Annotated in this window: 11 protein-coding genes; 7 read left to right on the top strand and 4 right to left on the bottom strand. The window is 63.7% G+C overall.

Annotated elements, in window-relative coordinates:
• The first annotated feature begins 7 nt into the window (after positions 1–7).
• The 5 genes from HU748_RS18845 (at position 8) to HU748_RS18825 (ending at position 9,718) form a co-directional block, all read left to right on the top strand.
• Positions 8–1,630, top strand: coding sequence for an AAA family ATPase (locus HU748_RS18845; RefSeq protein WP_186721471.1), 1,623 nt, complete (start codon positions 8–10; stop codon positions 1,628–1,630).
• Between the two features lie 375 nt (positions 1,631–2,005).
• On the top strand, positions 2,006–6,451 hold the full coding sequence (gltB, locus tag HU748_RS18840; protein ID WP_186721469.1) for a glutamate synthase large subunit: 4,446 nt from the start codon (positions 2,006–2,008) through the stop codon (positions 6,449–6,451).
• A gap of 123 nt (positions 6,452–6,574) precedes the next feature.
• Entirely contained in the window at positions 6,575–7,993 is a 1,419-nt protein-coding gene (locus tag HU748_RS18835) for an FAD-dependent oxidoreductase (protein WP_054891194.1), read from the top strand.
• A 195-nt stretch (positions 7,994–8,188) separates the two neighbouring features.
• Positions 8,189–9,253: a uroporphyrinogen decarboxylase gene (hemE, locus tag HU748_RS18830; protein WP_186721467.1), complete on the top strand. Its 1,065-nt coding sequence runs from the start codon at positions 8,189–8,191 to the stop codon at positions 9,251–9,253.
• Positions 9,254–9,370: 117 nt separating this feature from the next.
• Entirely contained in the window at positions 9,371–9,718 is a 348-nt protein-coding gene (locus HU748_RS18825; protein WP_186665630.1) for a NirD/YgiW/YdeI family stress tolerance protein, read from the top strand.
• 48 nt (positions 9,719–9,766) lie between these two features.
• Here the strand turns inward: HU748_RS18825 and HU748_RS18820 are convergent, their stop codons facing one another.
• On the bottom strand, positions 9,767–10,924 hold the full coding sequence (locus HU748_RS18820) for an MFS transporter (protein WP_238343409.1): 1,158 nt from the start codon (positions 10,922–10,924) through the stop codon (positions 9,767–9,769).
• A 194-nt stretch (positions 10,925–11,118) separates the two neighbouring features.
• On the opposite strand from HU748_RS18820, the gene HU748_RS18815 reads away from it, so the two are divergent.
• Entirely contained in the window at positions 11,119–12,024 is a 906-nt protein-coding gene (locus tag HU748_RS18815) for a LysR family transcriptional regulator (protein ID WP_186721463.1), read from the top strand.
• A 52-nt stretch (positions 12,025–12,076) separates the two neighbouring features.
• On the top strand, positions 12,077–12,850 hold the full coding sequence (locus HU748_RS18810; RefSeq protein WP_054891199.1) for a ParA family protein: 774 nt from the start codon (positions 12,077–12,079) through the stop codon (positions 12,848–12,850).
• A gap of 191 nt (positions 12,851–13,041) precedes the next feature.
• On the opposite strand, the gene HU748_RS18805 is transcribed toward HU748_RS18810, so the two are convergent.
• The 3 genes from HU748_RS18805 to HU748_RS18795 form a co-directional block, all read right to left on the bottom strand.
• The gene (locus tag HU748_RS18805) at positions 13,042–14,502 is read right to left on the bottom strand and encodes a protein adenylyltransferase SelO (RefSeq protein ID WP_186721461.1); all 1,461 of its coding nucleotides are present in this window, start codon (positions 14,500–14,502) and stop codon (positions 13,042–13,044) included.
• A gap of 163 nt (positions 14,503–14,665) precedes the next feature.
• On the bottom strand, positions 14,666–17,971 hold the full coding sequence (gene mscK / locus HU748_RS18800) for a mechanosensitive channel MscK (RefSeq protein ID WP_186708700.1): 3,306 nt from the start codon (positions 17,969–17,971) through the stop codon (positions 14,666–14,668).
• A 34-nt stretch (positions 17,972–18,005) separates the two neighbouring features.
• On the bottom strand, positions 18,006–19,748 hold the full coding sequence (locus tag HU748_RS18795) for a potassium/proton antiporter (RefSeq protein ID WP_186666100.1): 1,743 nt from the start codon (positions 19,746–19,748) through the stop codon (positions 18,006–18,008).
• Positions 19,749–19,828 lie beyond the last annotated feature (80 nt).

The raw sequence follows: 19,828 nt of genomic DNA, 5'->3' as shown, positions 1-19,828 counted from the left end.
CAGCGCGATGACCAGTTTGCATGCCGATGAGGCGTTCCTCGATCACTACCAGTTGAGTCACGATCCGTTCGCACCTCGGGTGCCCGGGTTCAAGTTCTTCCCTGCCCAGCGCAAGCCGGTGCTGGGCCAACTGCATCACCTGGCGCGTTACAGCCACCTGATGCTGGTGGTGACCGGCCCGTTGGGCAGCGGCAAGACCCTGCTGCGCCAGGCCCTGGTGGCCAGCACCAACAAGCAGTCGGTGCAGAGCGTGGTCGTTTCTGCGCGCGGCGCAAGCGATGCTGCCAGCGTGCTGGGCCAGGTAGCCCAGGCGCTGAACGTCGCGCAACCGGAAGTGCAGGCGATCCTGTCCCAGGTCGTCCAGTTGGCTCTGACCGGGCAGGAAGTCTATCTGCTGGTGGACGATGCGGAACAACTCGACGAGTCGGCACTCCAAGCGTTGCTGGAGCTGGCGGCAGGCGTTCCGGAAGGGCGCCCGCATGTGTTCCTGTTCGGTGAGCCTTCGCTGATTGCCGGGTTGGACGAACTCAGTGTCGAGGAAGAACGCTTCCACATCATCGAGCTTGCCCCCTACAGCGAAGAAGAGACTCGGGAGTATCTGGAGCAGCGTCTGGAAGGTGCTGGCCGGGGCCTTGAGGTGTTCAGCGCCGAACAGATCGCCGATATCCACGAAAACTCCGACGGCTGGCCAGGAAACATCAACCAGGTTGCCCGCGATACCTTGATCGAAGCCATGATCGCTACCCGCAGTACGGAAAAGCGACCATCCATGGGGTTCAAAATGCCTAAGAAACATGTGCTCGCGCTGTCCGCTGTCGTTGTGGTCGCTGTCGCTGCCGCGGTCCTGATGCCCAAGAAAGGCGACAAGGCGCCGACCGACGCGCCTGCTGCCCAGGCCCAGTTGCCACTGGGGCAGTCGGGCAATGGCGGCCCGACCGTCGAATTCTCCGGTTCGTCGCAGCCCATGCCGCTGCCGCTGGTGGGGCAGTCGCAGCCGGTCATGCGTGAGCCGCTGGCCCAGGCCGCAGGCATGGGCGATGGTGACGAGGCTGGCCCTGCCGGTAATACTGCACTGCAGCCTTCAGCGCCTTCGGCTGCCGTTCCTCCCACCGTCACCACGACTGCGCCGCCCCAAGGTGTCGCTGCTGGCCCTGCACCTGCTCCAGCCCAGCCAGTAGCCAGCGTGCCTGCCCAGCCGGTTGCGCCTGCACAGAAACCTGTCGCAACCCAGCCGGCAAAACCGGTTGCGCCTGCTGCCAAGCCAGCGCCGGCTCCGACCCAGGTGGCCAGCGCCAAGCCCGCAGCCAAGGCTGCCGAGAAACCCGCCGTCGGAGGCGCAGGCAACAGCGGCTGGTACAGCGGCCAGAAGCCGGGCAACTATGTGGTTCAGGTGTTCGGTACCAGCAATGAATCCGCTGCTCAATCGTTCGTCAGGGAGCAGGGTGGCGACTATCGCTACTTCAAGAAAACCCTGCAGGGCAAGCCGCTGTACGTGGTGACCTACGGCAACTTCGGCAGCCGCGATGCCGCAGCTGCGGCAATCAAGAACTTGCCAGCGAAGGTCCAGGCTGGTAAACCTTGGCCTCGTACCGTCGGCAGCGTTCAACAAGAGCTGGCCACGGCCCGCTGATCCTTCCGGGCGGCACCACCCCCGCCGCCCAGTTGCTGAGCGAATCCCGGACTCGACAAAGCCTGCTGTGCTGATGCGCGGCAGGCTTTTCTGTCCCAGACTGCCGGCCACAAGCCTTCTGTTGCAGTCACGGCTGAAACGCTTCAGACTCGAGTCAAGCCGCTATCACGGCGCATGACGCAAAAACATTCAAAAATGCGACATAAACTTTCAACGATTCGTCGTGAAAATTTGTGGGCCTCCCTGTCGCTGTGCAACAATGGTTTCCCTATACCCACCGCAAAAAAGCTGGCATTCGATCGGCGTGGATGGTAAGTGGTTGTACTAAAAAGAGATTTGCCTTGGTTGAGAGGCGAACCTGGTGAGAAAGTGTCTATGAAAACAGGTCTGTACCATCCCGAAGAGTTCAAGGATAACTGTGGTTTTGGCCTGATCGCCCATATGACGGGCGAGCCGAGTCACCACCTTCTGCAAACTGCCGTCGAGGCCCTGACCTGCATGACCCACCGTGGTGGGATCAACGCAGATGGCAAGACCGGTGACGGTTGTGGCCTGCTGATGCAGAAGCCCGATCAGTTCCTGCGTGCCGTGGCCCAGGAGCACTTTGCCGTCGAACTGCCCAAGCAGTACGCCGTCGGCATGGTGTTCTTCAATCAGGACCCTGTGAAAGCCGAGGCTGCGCGCGCCAACATGGACCGCGAGATCCTCGCTGCCGGCCTGCAACTGGTCGGCTGGCGCAAAGTGCCGATCGACACCAGCGTGCTCGGTCGCCTGGCCCTCGAACGTCTGCCGCAGATCGAGCAGGTGTTCATCGGCGGTGAAGGTCTGACCGACCAGGAATTCGCCATCAAGCTGTTCAGTGCCCGTCGCCGTTCGTCCGTGGCCAACGCCCACGACGCCGACCACTACATCTGCAGCTTCTCGCACAAGACCATCATCTACAAAGGCCTGATGATGCCGGCGGACCTCACCGCCTTCTATCCGGACCTGGGCGATGAGCGCCTGAAGACCGCCATCTGTGTCTTCCACCAGCGCTTCTCCACCAACACCCTGCCGAAATGGCCGCTGGCACAGCCATTCCGCTTCCTCGCCCACAACGGCGAGATCAACACCATCACCGGCAACCGCAACTGGGCCATGGCCCGTCGCACCAAGTTCGCCAACGACCTGATCCCCGATCTGGAAGAGCTCGGTCCGCTGGTCAACCGTGTCGGCTCCGACTCCTCCAGCATGGACAACATGCTCGAGCTGATGGTCACTGGCGGCATCGACCTGTTCCGTGGTGTGCGCATGCTCGTGCCACCGGCCTGGCAGAACGTCGAGACCATGGACGCCGACCTGCGCGCCTTCTACGAATACAACTCCATGCACATGGAGCCGTGGGACGGCCCGGCCGGCATCGTCATGACCGAAGGCCGCCACGCCGTGTGCCTGCTCGACCGCAACGGCCTGCGTCCGGCGCGCTGGGTGACCACCAAGAACGGCTACATCACCCTCGCCTCGGAAATCGGCGTGTGGAACTACAAGCCTGAGGACGTCATCGCCAAGGGTCGTGTCGGCCCGGGTCAGATCTTCGCCGTGGACACCGAAACCGGTCAGATCCTCGACACCGACGCCATCGACAACCGTCTCAAGTCGCGCCACCCCTACAAGCGCTGGCTGCGTCAGCACGCCACCCGCATCCAGGCGACGCTGACCGACGACCAGGGCGTGGCCAGCTACGATGCCGACCAGCTCAAGCAATACATGAAGATGTTCCAGGTCACCTTCGAGGAGCGTGACCAGGTGCTGCGCCCGCTCGGCGAGCAGGGCCAGGAAGCAGTCGGTTCGATGGGCGACGACACGCCGATGGCCGTGCTTTCGCAGCGCGTGCGCTCGCCGTACGACTTCTTCCGCCAGCAGTTTGCCCAGGTGACCAACCCGCCGATCGACCCGCTGCGCGAGGCGATCGTGATGTCCCTGGAAATCTGCCTGGGCGCCGAGCGCAACATCTTCCAGGAGTCCCCGGAGCACGCCTCCCGAGTGATCCTCAGTTCGCCAGTGATCTCGCCCGCCAAGTGGCGCTCGCTGATGAGCCTGGAGCGCGAAGGCTTCGACCGTCACCTGATCGACCTCAACTACGAGCAGGATGTCGGCCTTGAAGCGGCCATTCGCAACATCGCCGACCAGGCCGAAGAAGCGGTGCGCAGCGGCAAGACCCAGCTGGTGCTGAGCGACCGTTTCATCGCGCCGGGCAAGCTGCCGGTACACGCTTCGCTGGCCGTTGGTGCAGTGCATCACCGCCTGACCGAGCAGGGCCTGCGCTGCGACAGCAACATCCTTGTGGAAACCGCCACCGCCCGTGACCCGCACCACTTCGCCGTGCTGCTGGGCTTCGGCGCCTCGGCTGTCTATCCGTACCTGGCGTACGAGGTGTTGGCCGACCTGATCCGCACCGGCGAAGTGCTGGGCGATCTGGATGAAGTGTTCAAGTACTACCGCAAAGGCATCTCCAAGGGCCTGTTGAAGATCCTGTCGAAGATGGGCATCTCGACCGTCGCCTCCTACCGTGGCGCGCAACTCTTCGAGGCCATCGGCCTGTCGGACGAAGTGGTCGGCCTGAGCTTCAAGGGCGTGTCCAGCCGTATCAAGGGTGCGCGTTTCGAAGACCTGGAGAGCGACCAGAAGCTGCTCGCCGCCGAAGCCTGGAGCGCGCGCAAGCCGATCCAGCAGGGCGGCTTGCTCAAGTTCGTCCACGGCGGTGAATACCACGCGTACAACCCGGACGTGGTCAACACCCTGCAGGCTGCAGTGCAGCAGGGCGACTACGCCAAGTTCAAGGAATACACCACGCTGGTCGATCAGCGTCCGGTGTCGATGATCCGAGACCTGCTCAAGGTCAAGGTTGCCGATCAGGCGCTGGCGCTGGACCAGATCGAGCCGCTGGAGGCGATCCTCAAGCGCTTCGACTCTGCCGGTATCTCCCTGGGTGCGCTGTCGCCGGAAGCCCACGAAGCGCTGGCCGAGGCGATGAACCGCCTGGGCGCGCGCTCCAACTCCGGTGAGGGCGGCGAAGACCCGGCCCGCTATGGCACCCTCAAGAGCTCGAAGATCAAGCAGGTGGCCACTGGCCGCTTTGGTGTGACCCCGGAATACCTGGTCAACGCCGAGGTCCTGCAGATCAAGGTTGCCCAGGGCGCCAAGCCCGGCGAGGGCGGCCAGCTGCCTGGCGGCAAGGTCAACGGCCTGATCGCCAAGCTGCGCTATGCGGTGCCGGGCGTGACCCTGATCTCGCCGCCACCGCACCACGACATCTATTCGATCGAAGACCTGGCGCAGCTGATCTACGACCTCAAGCAGGTCAACCCGCAGGCGCTGGTGTCGGTCAAGCTGGTGGCCGAAGCCGGTGTCGGCACGATCGCTGCCGGCGTGGCCAAGGCCTATGCCGACCTGATCACCATCTCCGGCTACGACGGTGGCACCGGCGCCTCGCCGCTGACCTCGATCAAGTACGCCGGTGCCCCGTGGGAGCTGGGCCTGGCCGAAACCCACCAGACCCTGCGTGGCAACGACCTGCGCGGCAAGGTGCGGGTACAGACCGACGGCGGTCTGAAGACCGGCCTGGACGTGATCAAGGCCGCGATCCTCGGTGCCGAAAGCTTCGGTTTCGGCACTGCGCCGATGATCGCCCTGGGCTGCAAATACCTGCGCATCTGCCACCTGAACAACTGCGCCACGGGTGTCGCCACGCAGAACGACAAGCTGCGCAAGGACCACTACATCGGCACTGTCGACATGGTGATCAACTTCTTCACCTTCGTCGCTGAAGAGACCCGCGAGTGGCTGGCCAAGCTGGGCGTGCGCAGCCTCGGCGAGTTGATCGGTCGTACCGACCTGCTCGAAGTGCTGCCGGGCGACACCGAGCGCCAGCACCACCTGGACCTCACGCCGCTGCTGGGCAGCTCGCACATTCCGGCCGACAAGCCGCAATTCTGCGAAGTCGACAAGAACCCGCCGTTCGACAAGGGCGAACTGGCCGAGAAGATGGTCGAGATTGCCTTGCCGGCAATCCGCGACCAGGCCGGTGGCGAGTTCGCCCTCGACATCTGCAACTGCGATCGTTCCATCGGTGCGCGTATCTCTGGCGAGATCGCCCGCCTGCATGGCAACCAGGGCATGGCGGCTAACCCGATCACCTTCCGCTTCAAGGGGACGGCGGGTCAGAGCTTCGGCGTGTGGAACGCCGGTGGCCTGAACCTGCACCTGGAAGGCGATGCCAACGACTACGTCGGCAAGGGCATGACCGGTGGCAAGGTCACCATCGTGCCGCCTGCCGGCAGCCCGTTCGAAACCCAGCACAGCGCCATCGTCGGCAACACCTGCCTGTACGGCGCCACGGGCGGCAAGCTGTTCGCCGCCGGTACCGCGGGCGAGCGCTTCGCTGTGCGTAACTCCGGCGCCCACGCTGTGGTCGAGGGCACCGGTGATCACTGCTGTGAATACATGACCGGCGGCTTTGTCTGCGTTCTGGGCAAGACCGGTTACAACTTCGGTTCTGGCATGACGGGCGGCTTCGCCTACGTGCTCGACATGGACAACACCTTCGTCGACAAACTCAACCACGAGCTGGTGGAAATCCAGCGCATCAGTGGTGAGGCGATGGAGGCCTACCGCAGCCACCTGGCGCGGGTCCTGGGCGAGTACGTGGAAGAAACCGGCAGTGAGTGGGGGCGTGAGCTCTCCGAGAACCTGGACGACTATGTGCGGCGCTTCTGGCTGGTCAAGCCGAAGGCGGCCAATCTGAAGCAACTGTTGTCCAGCACCCGTGCCAACCCGCAGTAAGAGCAGCTGCAAGTGGCGAGCTGCAAGCTGCACGCAGAGGCAGCGTGCGGTTCGCCTGGCTTAAGTGATCGTCTTGCGGCTTGCAGCGTGTAGCTTGCAGCTGCTGTTAAGAGGTTTTGAAAAATGGCTGAACGTCTGAGCAACGACTTCCAGTTCATCGAAGTGGGCCGCAAGGACCCGAAGAAAAAGCTGCTGCGCCAGCGCAAGAAGGAGTTCGTCGAGATCTACGAACCCTTCAAGCCGCAGCAGTCCGTGGAGCAGGCACACCGCTGCCTGGGCTGCGGCAACCCCTATTGCGAGTGGAAGTGCCCGGTACACAACTTCATCCCCAACTGGTTGAAGCTGGTGTCCGAAGGCAACATCCTGGCGGCGGCGGAGCTGTCGCACCAGACCAACACCCTGCCGGAAGTGTGCGGCCGCGTATGCCCGCAGGACCGTCTGTGCGAGGGTGCCTGTACCCTGAACGACGGGTTCGGCGCAGTGACCATCGGCTCGGTGGAGAAGTACATCACCGACACCGCCTTCGCCATGGGCTGGCGTCCGGACATGTCCAAGGTCAAACCGACCGGCAAGCGCGTTGCGATCATCGGTGCCGGCCCCGCGGGCCTGGGCTGTGCCGACGTGCTGGTGCGTGCTGGCGTGACGCCGGTAGTGTTCGACAAGAACCCCGAGATCGGTGGCCTGCTGACCTTCGGCATCCCCGAGTTCAAGCTGGAAAAGACCGTGTTGAGCAATCGCCGCGAAGTCTTCACCGGCATGGGCATCGAGTTCCGCCTGAACACCGAGGTGGGCAAGGACATCACCATGGAACAGCTGCTCGCCGAGTACGATGCAGTGTTCATGGGCATGGGCACCTACACCTACATGAAGGGTGGCTTCCCGGGTGAAGACCTGCCAGGTGTGCACGACGCCCTGGACTTCCTGATCGCCAACGTCAACCGCAACCTGGGCTTCGAGAAGTCGCCAGAAGACTTCATCGACATGCAGGGCAAGAAGGTCGTGGTGCTCGGCGGTGGCGACACCGCGATGGACTGCAACCGCACCTCGATCCGCCAGGGCGCCAAGGCCGTGACCTGCGCTTATCGTCGCGACGAAGCCAACATGCCTGGCTCGCGCAAAGAGGTGAAGAACGCCAAGGAAGAGGGCGTGAAGTTCCTCTACAACCGCCAGCCGATCGCCATTGTCGGTGAGGACAAGGTGGAGGGCGTCAAGGTGGTCGAAACCCGTCTCGGCGAGCCGGACGCCCGTGGCCGCCGCAGCCCCGAGCCGATCCCGGGTTCCGAAGAGATCCTGCCGGCCGATGCCGTGGTGATCGCCTTCGGCTTCCGCCCGAGCCCGGCGCCGTGGTTCGAGCAGCATGGCATCCAGATGGACAGCCAGGGCCGCGTCGTGGCTCCGGAGAAAGGCAAGTTCAAGCACCAGACCAGCAACCCGAAAGTCTTTGCCGGTGGCGACATGGTGCGCGGGTCGGACCTGGTGGTGACGGCGATCTTCGAAGGGCGTACTGCTGCTGAAGGGATTCTGGACTACCTCGAAGTCTGATCGATCGCTATCGCGGGGCAAGCCCGCTCCTGCAGGGACCACGCATCCCTTTGCAGGAGCAGGCTTGCCCCGCGATGCATTTTGTATACAAAAAACCTTGATCCATCGCACCCGATAGACAAAACGCATGGCCCTGGCCGTGCCTTTTGTGCTGGCGTCTGAGAAAATGCCCGCACTTTTTTGCTGGATGCCGACATGACTGCCCTGAAGAACGATCGTTTCCTGCGTGCACTGCTCAAGCAACCCGTAGACGTGACCCCGGTGTGGATGATGCGCCAGGCGGGCCGCTACCTGCCGGAGTATCGCGCCAGCCGCGCCAATGCCGGCGACTTCATGAGCCTGTGCATGAACCCGCAGTTCGCCTGTGAGGTGACGCTCCAGCCGTTGGACCGCTACCCGCTCGACGCCGCAATCCTCTTCTCCGACATCCTCACCATCCCCGATGCCATGGGCCAGGGCCTGTACTTCGAGACGGGCGAAGGCCCACGTTTCAAGAAGGTCGTCAGCACCCTGGCCGATATCGAGGCGCTGCCGATCCCCGATCCGCACAAGGACCTGGGCTATGTGATGGACGCGGTCAGCACCATCCGCCGTGAGCTCAACGGGCGCGTGCCACTGATCGGCTTCTCCGGCAGCCCCTGGACCCTGGCGACCTACATGGTCGAGGGCGGCTCGTCGAAGGACTTCCGCAAGACCAAGGCGATGCTGTACGACCAGCCCGAGGCCATGCACCTGCTGCTCGACAAGCTGGCGCAGTCGGTCACCAGCTACCTCAACGGCCAGATCAAGGCCGGCGCCCAGGCCGTGCAGATCTTCGACACCTGGGGCGGGGCGCTGTCGGCAGCGGCCTATCAGGAGTTCTCCCTGGCCTACATGCGCAAGATCGTCAGCGGTCTGATTCGCGAGCATGAAGGGCGCAAGGTGCCGGTCATCCTGTTCACCAAGAACGGCGGCCTGTGGCTGGAAAGCATCGCCGAGGCCGGTGCCGACGCGCTGGGGCTGGACTGGACCTGCGAGATCGGCGAGGCCCGTCGTCGCGTCGGCGACAAGGTCGCGCTGCAGGGCAACATGGACCCGACCGTGCTGTACGCCAAGCCTGAGGCGATCCGCAACGAAGTGCAGCGGATCCTGGCCAGCTACGGGCAGGGCAGCGGCCATGTGTTCAACCTGGGTCATGGCATCACGCCGGAGGTGGACCCGGAACATGCCGGTGTGTTCATCAACGCCGTGCACGAGTTCTCGGCGCAATATCACCAGTAGAATCGGCGTGTTCGGCAAAAAGCCCGGCCCTGTGCCGGGCTTTTTGCTTCATTAAGCTTGAATTCAGCGATCGTCGGTAATCTGGTGCCATCAAAACGCAAACAGGACTCGATCATCATGAAAGCTCGCTATCTCGCCCTCATCCTCGCCCCTCTGTTCAGCACCGCCGCCCTGGCTTCCAGTTACACCGGCCCAGGTGCCCAAGCGGTGACTACTGTCGCCGCCGCCAAGGAAGCCGCCGACGACACTCCCGTGGTGCTGCAGGGCTACGTGACCAAGAAGATCAACAACGACGACAAGTATGAGTTCAAGGACAACACCGGCACCATCACCGTCGAAATCGACAACGAAGACCTGCCGCCGACGCCGTTCAACGACAAGACCAAGGTCAAGCTGACCGGCGAGGTGGAGAAACACCTGATGAGCCGTGAGGTGGATGTGGATATCGTTGAGATCGTCAACTGACGAAGGCTGCTTCGCGACGGTTCGGCGCCCCGAACCGCCGCGAATGCCTCACACCGACTTAGGTGCCAACTTGCTCAGGCGCAACGCCACCAGCAATGCCACTGCCAGCAAACTGCCGATGAACAGGCCGATGCCATTCCACCCGGCGTAATGCCAGAACATCCCGCCCGCCGTCCCGGCGACACTCGATCCCGCGTAATAGCAGAACAGGTACAACGAAGACGCCTGCCCCTTGGCTTTGAGCGCGCGTCGGCCGATCCAGCTGCTGGCCACCGAATGGGCGCCGAAGAAGCCGAAGGTGAACACCAGCATTCCGACGATCACCACTGGCAACGGGGTGAACAGAGTCATCAGCATGCCACCGGCCATCACCAGGATGCTCGCCCAGAACACCCTGCGACGCCCCAGCCGATCGGCCAGCGCGCCAACCTGCGCCGAGCTGTAGATGCCCGACAGGTACACCACCGACAGCAAGCCGACCAGCGCCTGGTTCATGTGATAGGGCTCGGCCAGCAGGCGATAGCCGATGTAGTTGAACAGAGTGACGAAGGCGCCCATCAGCAGGAAGGCTTCGAGGAACAGCCAGGGCAGGCCGGCATCCTTGAAATGCATGAGGAAGCCGTCGAGCAGATTGCGTGGCTTCAGCGACTGGGCGCGGAAGTTGCGTGATTCCGGCAGCACCTTCCAGAACACCACCGCGGCCAGCAGCGCCAGGCTGCCGATCACCAGCATCGCGGTGTGCCAACTGACGAAGTCGATCAGCACCCCGGTGATCAGCCGTCCGCTCATCCCGCCGATGGCATTGCCACCGATGTACAGGCCCATGGCCAGGCCGATGTGCTGCGGGTGGATTTCCTCGCTCAGGTAGGTCATTGCCACCGCCGCCAGGCCGCTCAGCGACAGGCCGACCAGTGCGCGGGTGGCGAGCACGCCTTCCCAGGTCGGCATCACTGCGCTGGCCAGTGTCGCCAGGGCAGCGCACACCAGGGCCGAGACCATCACCGGCTTGCGCCCGATGCGATCGGAAATGGGCCCGGTGACCAGCAGACCGAACGCCAGCATGGCGGTGGACACCGAGAGCACCAGGCTGCTCTGCGCAGCATTGATCGAGAACTCCTGCGACAGCAGCGGCATCATCGGTTGCACGCAGTAGAGCAGGGCGAACGTGGCGAACCCGCCGCTGAACAGCGCCAGCACGGTTTTCATGAAGGCTGGGGTGCCTTTTTCGATCCACACGTCGTTCAGGGGAGGCACTTCGGGTTCGGCAGGAAGGAGGGCTACAGCAGTTTTCACGGGTGATACCTCTGGCGCAATGAAAAAAGCATATAGCTGGCTAATGATTAGATCCAATATATTGTTCGACCTATTTGATAGCTTTAGCGACTTATTTGGGGCCGATCATGGAACTGCGTCATCTGCGTTACTTCATCGCCGTCGCCGAAGAACTGCACTTCGGCCGTGCAGCCCAGCAACTGGGCATCTCACAGCCGCCCTTGAGCCAGCAGATCCAGGCGCTGGAACAGGAGTTGGGCGCGCGTCTGTTCGAGCGCACCAATCGTCGAGTCGAGCTGAGCGAGGCTGGACGACTGTTTCTCGAGGAGGCACGCCAGGTGCTGGCGCAAGTCGACAAGGCGGCCGATGTGGCGCGTCGTGCGCAGTTGGGGGAACTGGGCGAGATGAAGATTGGCTTCACCTCGTCGGCGCCCTTCACCTCGAGGATTCCCCAGGCGATCCACGCCTTCCGCCAGCGCTTCCCGGCGGTGCACCTGCACCTCAAGGAGATGAGCAGCCGTGAGGTGGTCGACGCGGTGTTCGACGAATCCATCGAGGTCGGCCTGATGCGTCCGCTGCCGGTGCCGGAAGGGCTGGCGGTCACCGAGTTGTTTCGCGAGCCGCTGGTCGTGGTGCTCAATGCCTCCCATCCGCTGGCGCTGGGCGGCGAGCAAGGCCTGTATATGCGGGATCTGGCTCACGAGCCGTTCGTATTCTTCCCACGCAGCTACGGCAGCGGTCTGTATGCGCAATTGATGGACTTGGCACGCCAGGCTGGCTTCAGCCCGCATTTTGCTCAGGAAGCCGGTGAGGCGCTGACCATCATCGGGTTGGTCTCGGCGGGCCTCGGGGTATCGGTGCTGCCAGCGTCGTTCCAGCGCATCCGCATCGATGGCGTGGTGTACCGCACGCTGCTCGACGAGCAGGCGAGCAGTGCGGTCTGGCTGGTGCGCCGCGAGGGCGCGGGCTCTGCGATGGCGAGGGCATTCGTCGATCTGCTGGCGGGGTTGGAAAAGCCCGAAGGTGCTGGCTAAACCGCCGCGCCGGACACATACTCGGGCATTCCCTGATACACGGAGGTCAGTCATGCGGCGCGTGGTGTTCAATCAGAAAGGTGGCGTGGGCAAGTCGAGCATCGCCTGCAACCTGGCGGCGGTCAGTGCCAACGAAGGCTACCGGACCCTGTTGATCGACCTGGATGCCCAGGCCAACTCGACCCAGTACCTGACCGGTTTGACGGGTGACGATATCCCCATGGGTATTGCCGATTTCTTCAAGCAGAGCCTGTCCAGCGGGCCGTTCAGCAAGAAGAACAAGGTCGATATCTACGAAACGCCCTTCGACAACCTGCACGTGGTCACCGCCACCGCCGAGCTGGCCGACCTGCAGCCCAAGCTCGAGGCCAAGCACAAGATCAACAAGCTGCGCAAATTGCTCGATGAGCTGGACGAAGACTACGAGCGGATCTACATCGACACCCCGCCAGCGTTGAATTTCTATGCGGTTTCCGCGTTGATCGCCGCAGATCGTGTGCTGATTCCCTTCGATTGCGACAGCTTCTCGCGCCAGGCCCTGTACGGCCTGCTGGCCGAGATCGAGGAACTCAAGGACGACCACAACGAAGACCTCCAGGTAGAGGGCATCGTGGTCAACCAGTTCCAGTCACGGGCCAGCCTGCCTCAGCAGATGCTCGACGAGCTGCTCGCCGAGGGCCTGCCGGTGCTGCCGGTGTACCTGGGCAGCTCGGTGAAGATGCGCGAATCCCACCACGCCAGCCTGCCGCTGATTCACCTGGAGCCGCGGCACAAGCTGACACAGCAGTTTGTCGAGCTGCACTCGCTGCTCGAAGAAAACGCTTAGATCCCTTGCCTGCGCACCCACTCCAGCAATGACTGCAGTGGAAACGCCCCCGCTGCGCGGTGAATGGCACCGGCTTTGCCGGTGTTCGCGGGCAAGTCGGGGCGCCGAACCGCCGCTCCCACAGGGATGGATTGCCCCCAAGAAGTTGGACACCAATCCAACCCTTGGGGGCAGTCCAGGTCAGTCGTAGTTCAGGAAGAGCAGCTGATTTCCAGGTGCTTGCCCCACTCCGGTGGCCGCTCGGCATAGGCATGCATCCCGGGCTGCTCCTCGAACGGCTTGCACAGGACCTGGTGCAGGCGTCGCACTTCACTGTAGTCCCCGCCCTCTGCCGCTTCGATGGCGCGCTGCGCGAGATAGTTACGCAGGATGTACAGCGGGTTGACCGCATGCATGCGCTCACGCCGACCCTGCGCGTTACCCGCTTCGCGCTGGCAGCGCGCCAGGTAGTCGGCGCCCCAGGCGTCGAAGCCGGCGAGGTCGATGAAGTCATCGCGAACCACCTGCAGTGCCTGTTCCACAGGTTGCTCGCCAAGGCGGCGGAAGAACAGGGTGTAGTCCACGCCGCCACTCTGCATGCGTTGCAGCAGGCGTTCGACCAGGGCCATGTCGCCGTCTTCGGCGGTGGTCAGGCCCAGGCGTCGGCGCATCAGGTCCAGGTAGTGCGCCTGGTACAGCGGCAGGAACAGCCCCAGGGTTTCCTTGAGCGCATCCACTTCGATCACCGTGGTCAGGGCCTGGGCCAGGGCGCTCAGGTTCCAGTGGGCGATCGGCACCTGGTTGGCGTAGCTGTAGCGGCCGCGATCGTCGGAGTGGTTGCAGATGAAGTTGGCGTCGAAGTCGTCGAGGAAGGCGTAGGGGCCAAAATCAAAGGTGATGCCCAGGATCGACATGTTGTCGGTGTTCATCACCCCATGACAGAAACCATAGGCCTGCCAGCACGCGATCAGCTCGGCGTTGCGCTCGACGATGGTGCGGAACATCGCCAGGTAGGGTTGTTCGGCGTCGCGACATTCGGGGTAGTGCTGTTCGAGCACGTGGTCGATCAGTACGCGTTGCTGCTCGGGCTGCTGGGTGTAGTAGAAGTATTCGAAATGACCGAAGCGCACGTGGCTCTGCGCCAGGCGTAGCAGCATGGCCGCGCTTTCACGAGTCTCGCGCCACACCGGGGTGCTCGAACCCACCACGCACAGCGCCCGGCTGCTGGGGATGCCCAGGGCGTGCAGTGCTTCTGAAGCAAGGAATTCGCGGATCGAGGAGCGCAGCACTGCGCGGCCGTCGCCCATGCGTGAGTACGGGGTCTGGCCGGCGCCCTTGAGGTGCAGGTCCCAATGCTCGCCGGCATCGTTCAGCACCTCGCCCAGCAGCAGGCCGCGGCCGTCCCCCAGGCGCGGGTTGTAAGAGCCGAACTGATGGCCGGAATAGACCATCGCCCGTGGGTCGGCCTCTTCCCAGAGCTTGTGGCCGCTGAACAGCTCGGCGAACACCGGTTCATCGGCCTGGGCCGGGTCGAGGTCGAGCAGGGCCATGGCCGATTCACTGGCGACCACCAGGCGCGGCTCGGCAATCGGCTCGGGCAGCACCTGGGTGGAGTAGGTGTCGCCGAGTTGGGCGAAGCGGTTATCGAAGGTGAGTTGGTCGAGGGCTTTCACGGGGCCGGCTCCTGGCTATCAGTGACATGGTGCCGCCTTGCGGCCCTGCGCGGGGCAAAGCCCGCACCTACAGAACTCGGTTTCCTGTGGGAGCGGGCTTGTCCCGCGATCGAGGGCAAAGCCCTCGCAGGCATTCTGGGCGCTTGCACCCATCAGCGTCCACTCAGCTCGGTGGTGTGCTGTCGGGTTTGCTCTCCAGCGGGATCATCTGCTGCTTGCCGCCCTTGGTGTCCATCAGGAACACCTCCACCTGGCGGACCGAGATCTTGATGTCGTGGGCCTTGAACTCACGGTTGATATAGCGGTTGATCTCGTCCAGCGTCGGGTTGCGGTCGCCCAGGTCGCGCACGTGCATGCGCAACTCATGATCCAGCGAGCTTTCGCCGAACTGCAGGAAATACACGATCGGCTCAGGGTCCTTGAGCACACGTGGGTTTTCATGGGCGCCCTTGAGCAGCAGCTCGCGCACCAGGTCCAGGTCGGAGCCGTAGTCGATGCCCAGCTTGAGCGTCACCCGTGTAACGGTGTCGGTCAGCGACCAGTTGATCAACTGGCCAGTGATGAACGTCTTGTTGGGGACGATGATGTCCTTGCGGTCGAAGTCGGTGATGGTCGTGGCGCGAATGCGGATCTTGCTCACCGTGCCGGACAGGTTGCCGATGGTGATGGTGTCGCCGATCCGCACCGGGCGCTCGAACAGGATCATGATGCCGGAGATGAAGTTGGCGAAGATCTCCTGCATGCCGAAGCCCAGGCCCAGAGACAGGGCGGCGACCAGCCATTGCAGCTTGTCCCAGCTCACCCCGAGGGTGGCCAGGGTGCTGACGATGCCCACGCCGACAATCACGTAGGACAGCAGCGTGGTGATCGCGTAGGCACTGCCCTGGGCCAGGCTCAGGCGCGACAGTACCAGCACTTCCAGCAGGCCCGGCAGGTTGCTGGCCAGGGCAATGGTGATGCCGGCGATGACCAGTGCACCGAGCAGGTCGCCGAGGCTGATCGGCACCATGCTGGCCGTTGCGCCGGTGCCGCTGGCGTATTCGTACAGGGTGACGTTGTTGAGGTAGGAGAATACGGTGATCAGGTCCGACCATACCCAGTACAATCCACCGATGAAGCCGCCGAGCAGGGCCAGGCGGATCAGGCGCAAGGACTGCTGGTTGACCTGCTCGATGTCCAGGGTCGGTTCCTCGACGATGACTTCGCCGTCCAGGCCTTCCTTGGCGGCCGCGCGCTTGCTCAACGCGCGCTGGTAGGCCAGGCGTCGCGCCGCCACCGACAGGCCGCGAACGAACGCCGCCTCGATCACCAGCCAGAACAGCAGCAGGTAGAGGGTGTAGATCAGGCGGTCGGTGAGTTTCAGTGCGGTGTAGTAGTAGCCGAAGCACACCGCGACGAACAGCGCGATCGGCAGCGCGGTGAACGCTACCCCGACCGCCTTGCGGAACAGCGATGTGTCACGGTGTGCCGGGCTGCTCAGCAGCAGACGGCTGAGCAGCCAGGCCATCAGTGCATAGCAGGCCAGCACCACGCCGATGCCCAGCACGTCGTCGGCCAGCGCCGAAGGCTGGTGTTCGGCCACCGCGACCACACCCACCAGGGCCAGCACCACCGTGCCGAGCCTGCGTACCCAACCGCGCAGGAACTCGACCTGCGGCTTGTGCCAGCGGAAGTGCACCTCGGCCACGCCTCCGGGGGCCAGCACGCGGTAGGCGGTGTAGAACACCAGCCAGGCCTGGGCCAGTTGCCACAGCGCGGCGCCGAGATTGGCGTTCTGGCCGCGGGCGTCGATCTGCAAGGCATAGCTGCACAGTGCCAGGCCCAGGCTTACCGGCATGGCCAGGAGGATGTTGATCAGGATCGCCTGGGGGGTGTGCCACTGGCTGTCGCGACGGAAGTGGCCGATATCCTGGTGCACCTTGCCCAGGCGCTGGTACAGGTACTTGCGCCTCCACAGCAGTGCGCCGATCACCAGCAGCAGCGGCAGGAACAGCAGTGGGCGCTGGCTCAGGCCGTCGGCCAGTTCCTTGATGCCCGAACCCCAGGGCAGGCTGGCGACCTGGTCGGCGAAGCGCTCGGGCACATAGCGCAACCAATCCCAGTCCAGCGGCTTGTTGCTGGGGATCCAGAACATCTGCTCATCGAGGGTGGTGCGCAGATTCTGCGCGGTGCCCAGCAGCTGCTTCTGGTTGAGCTGCAGGGTGATGGATTCGTTGAGCAGTGCCGACAGTTCGCGGTTCAGGCGCTCGAGCAGGTCGCTGCGGGTGATGGCGACTTCCAGCAGTGCCTTGCGCAGTTGCGGGGTGACGTCCTGCTCAGGCTGGGTGGACAGCAGCTTGTCGACATAGCTGACCGGGCTGCTCATCTGCTCGCGCTGCTGGTTGACCTCGAACTGGTACAGGCGGATATCGGCGATCTGGTCGGCCAGGTCGCGATCCACCTTCAGGTGCGGCAGCGCCTGCTTCTGCTTGTAAAGGATCTTCGACAGCAGCAGGCTGCCCTTGAGTACGTTGATCTGCTCGTCCAGCGCCTGGTCGGCCTGGGTCAGTGTGTCGAGCTGCTGCTTGGTCTGCAGGTTCTGCTGGGTGAGTTCGTTGAGGCGGTCGGTGCTGCGCAGCAGGTAGTCGGAGAGCTTGAGGTTGGCGGCGCTCTCGTTGGCCAGCAGGGTGCTGCCGCCGGCCTTCTGCGCTTCGATTGACTGCTGGGTGACGGTCTGTTGCGACTGTGCCAGGCGTTTCTCGTTGATCAGTGTCTGCAGGTCCTGGATTTCTTGCTCAAGGCGTGTGGCACGCTCGATCAGCAGGTCGTGGCGGGCGTTGCCCAGATCCTGCAGCAGGCTGTTGCCGGCCAGCTCCTGGCGGCGCAGCAGGGTGAGGGCGTTGAGCGAGGCCAGTTCGGCGTTGAGCTGGTTGCGCTGGTCGACGGAAATCGCCTTGCCGTTGTCCTTGCCCGATTTCAGCGCGTTGTTGATCTGCTGGGCGCGGGTCTGGTTGTTGCTGATCTCGGCCTGGGCACGTTCGGGGCGGGTCTGGGAGTTGATGATCAGGCTGTTGGCTTCGGACAGCGCCTTTTGCAGCTCGCCCTGCTGGGTGCTGCGTTCGCTGAGCATCTGCTCGAGCTGCGGCACGCTGAGGCTGGCATAGCGCTGGGCCACGGGCGTGACCTTGGTGTCCTTGAGCTTGGCCAGTTCGCGCTGGCTGTCGCGGGTTTCCTGAGGGGCGCCGGCCAATTGCTGCTTGAGGTCGGCGAGTTTCTTCTCGCTATCCTCTTTGCTGGCGATCAACGCGAGGGTCTGCTCCAGCACTTGCTGGAGCGCCTTCTGCTCGGGCTCCGGCAGCTTGCGCTCGGCAATCTTGTCGAGGCTGTTCTGGATGCCGGGAGCGGCCGGCACCTCGGCCGCCACGGCGGCGAACGACAGGGAAAGGCACAGCCCCAGCAGGGCTGCGCGGACATACACGCGCAGGGACATAGGCAGACTACTTGCGAGAGGGCACGAACGGAGTTTAGAGGAACAGCCCCGGGCCGGGCCGGGTTCCTTCGGGGAATCTGACGCCCACTTTCTGGATCTTGTTCCCGTCCATGGTCGCGACCGTCCAGATCGTGCTGTGCCATTCGACCTGGTCGCCTACGACTGGAGCGCCTCCGACCTTCTGTCGGATGAACTGCGCCAACGGCATTTTCGCATCCAGCCCGTCGAGCTTCAGGCCATAAAGTGCTGCCACCGCGCCGAGCTCGGCATCGCCTTCGAGGACGAAGTCACCGAAGAAGCGCAGGTCCAGGCCGCGCTGTGGCGCCTGGCTGAACAGTTTGCCCAGGGCTGGCAGGTTGTGCTCATGGCCGATCACGCAGAGCATGTCGCCGACCTCCAGCACGGTACTGCCCGAGGGGTGCAGCAACTGCTCGCCACGGAACAGCGCGGCAATGCGCGTGCCCTCGGGCATCTTCAGCTCGCGCAGGGCTGCGCCGATGCACCATTTTTCCGCGCCCAGGCGGTAGACGAACAGCTCCCATTCGCTGGTGATGTGCACCTCCAGCGCCGAGCGCGAGATCGGCGCTGGATCTGGCGGCACCGTGACCTTCAGCAGCTTGGCCATCCACGGCAGGCTGGTGCCTTGCACCAGCAGCGAGACCAGCACGATGAAGAACGCCAGGTTGAAGAACAACTGCGCATCGGGCAGGCCCGCCATCAGCGGGAACACCGCAAGGATGATCGGTACCGCCCCGCGCAGGCCAACCCAGGAAATGAAGCCCTTTTCGCGGCCGTGGAACGCCTTGAACGGCAGCAGTGCGGCCAGCACCGACAGTGGGCGGGCGAAGAGGATCATCCACAGCGCCAGGCCCAGGGCGGGCAGGGCGATGGGCAGCAGGTCGTGCGGGGTGACCAGCAGACCCAGCACCAGGAACATGCCGATCTGCGCCAGCCAGGCCATGCCGTCGAGCATGTGCAGGATGCCGTGGCGGCTGCGGATCGGCTTGTTGCCCAGCACCAGGCCGCACAGGTAGACGGCAAGGAAGCCGCTGCCGTGCAGGGCGTTGGTCAGGGAGAACACCACCAGGCCCCCGGCGATCACCAGGATCGGGTACAGGCCACCGGCCAGGTTGATGCGGTTGACCAGTTGCAGCATCAGCCAGCCGCCACCCAGGCCCAGCAGGCCGCCGATGCCGAACTCGCGGATCAGGTGGGTCAGCAGGCTCCAGTGCAGGCCGGTCTGGCCGCTGGCGATCATGTCGATCAGGGTGACGGTGAGGAATACCGCCATCGGGTCGTTGCTGCCCGACTCGATCTCGAGCGTCGCCGTGACCCGTTCGTTCAGGCCTTTGCCACCGAGCAGCGAAAACACCGCCGCGGCGTCGGTAGAGCCGACGATGGCGCCGATCAGCAGGCCCTGGATCAGGCTCAGGTCGAACAGCCAGGCGGCGACCATGCCGGTCAGGCCGGTGGTGATGAGCACGCCCACCGTGGCCAGCGACAAGGCCGGCCACAGGGCCACGCGGAAACTCGCTACCCGCGTACGCAGGCCGCCGTCGAGCAGGATCACGGCCAGCGCGAGGTTGCCCACCAGGTAGGCGGTCGGGTAGTTGTTGAAGATGATGCCGCCACCATCGACACCGGCGACCATGCCGACCGCGAGTATGATGACCAGGATAGGGATGCCCAGGCGCGACGACAGAGAGCTGACCAGGATACTTGCGCCCACCAGCAGTGCGCCGATCAGGAACAGGCTGTTGATGGTGCTGGCATCCAAAGGCAGGTACTCCGGGATATCGCGGAAAGATGACTTGACTCGCAAGTCGCGTGCCAATCGATTCTAACCTGATGAATTGC

It is taken from the genome of Pseudomonas sp. RW3S2 (genome assembly GCF_014268955.1).
Taxonomy (GTDB): Bacteria; Pseudomonadota; Gammaproteobacteria; order Pseudomonadales; family Pseudomonadaceae; genus Aquipseudomonas; species Aquipseudomonas wayambapalatensis.
The sequence above is the reverse complement of the archived record's forward strand: the minus strand, read 5'-3'. Positions and strand labels throughout refer to the sequence as shown.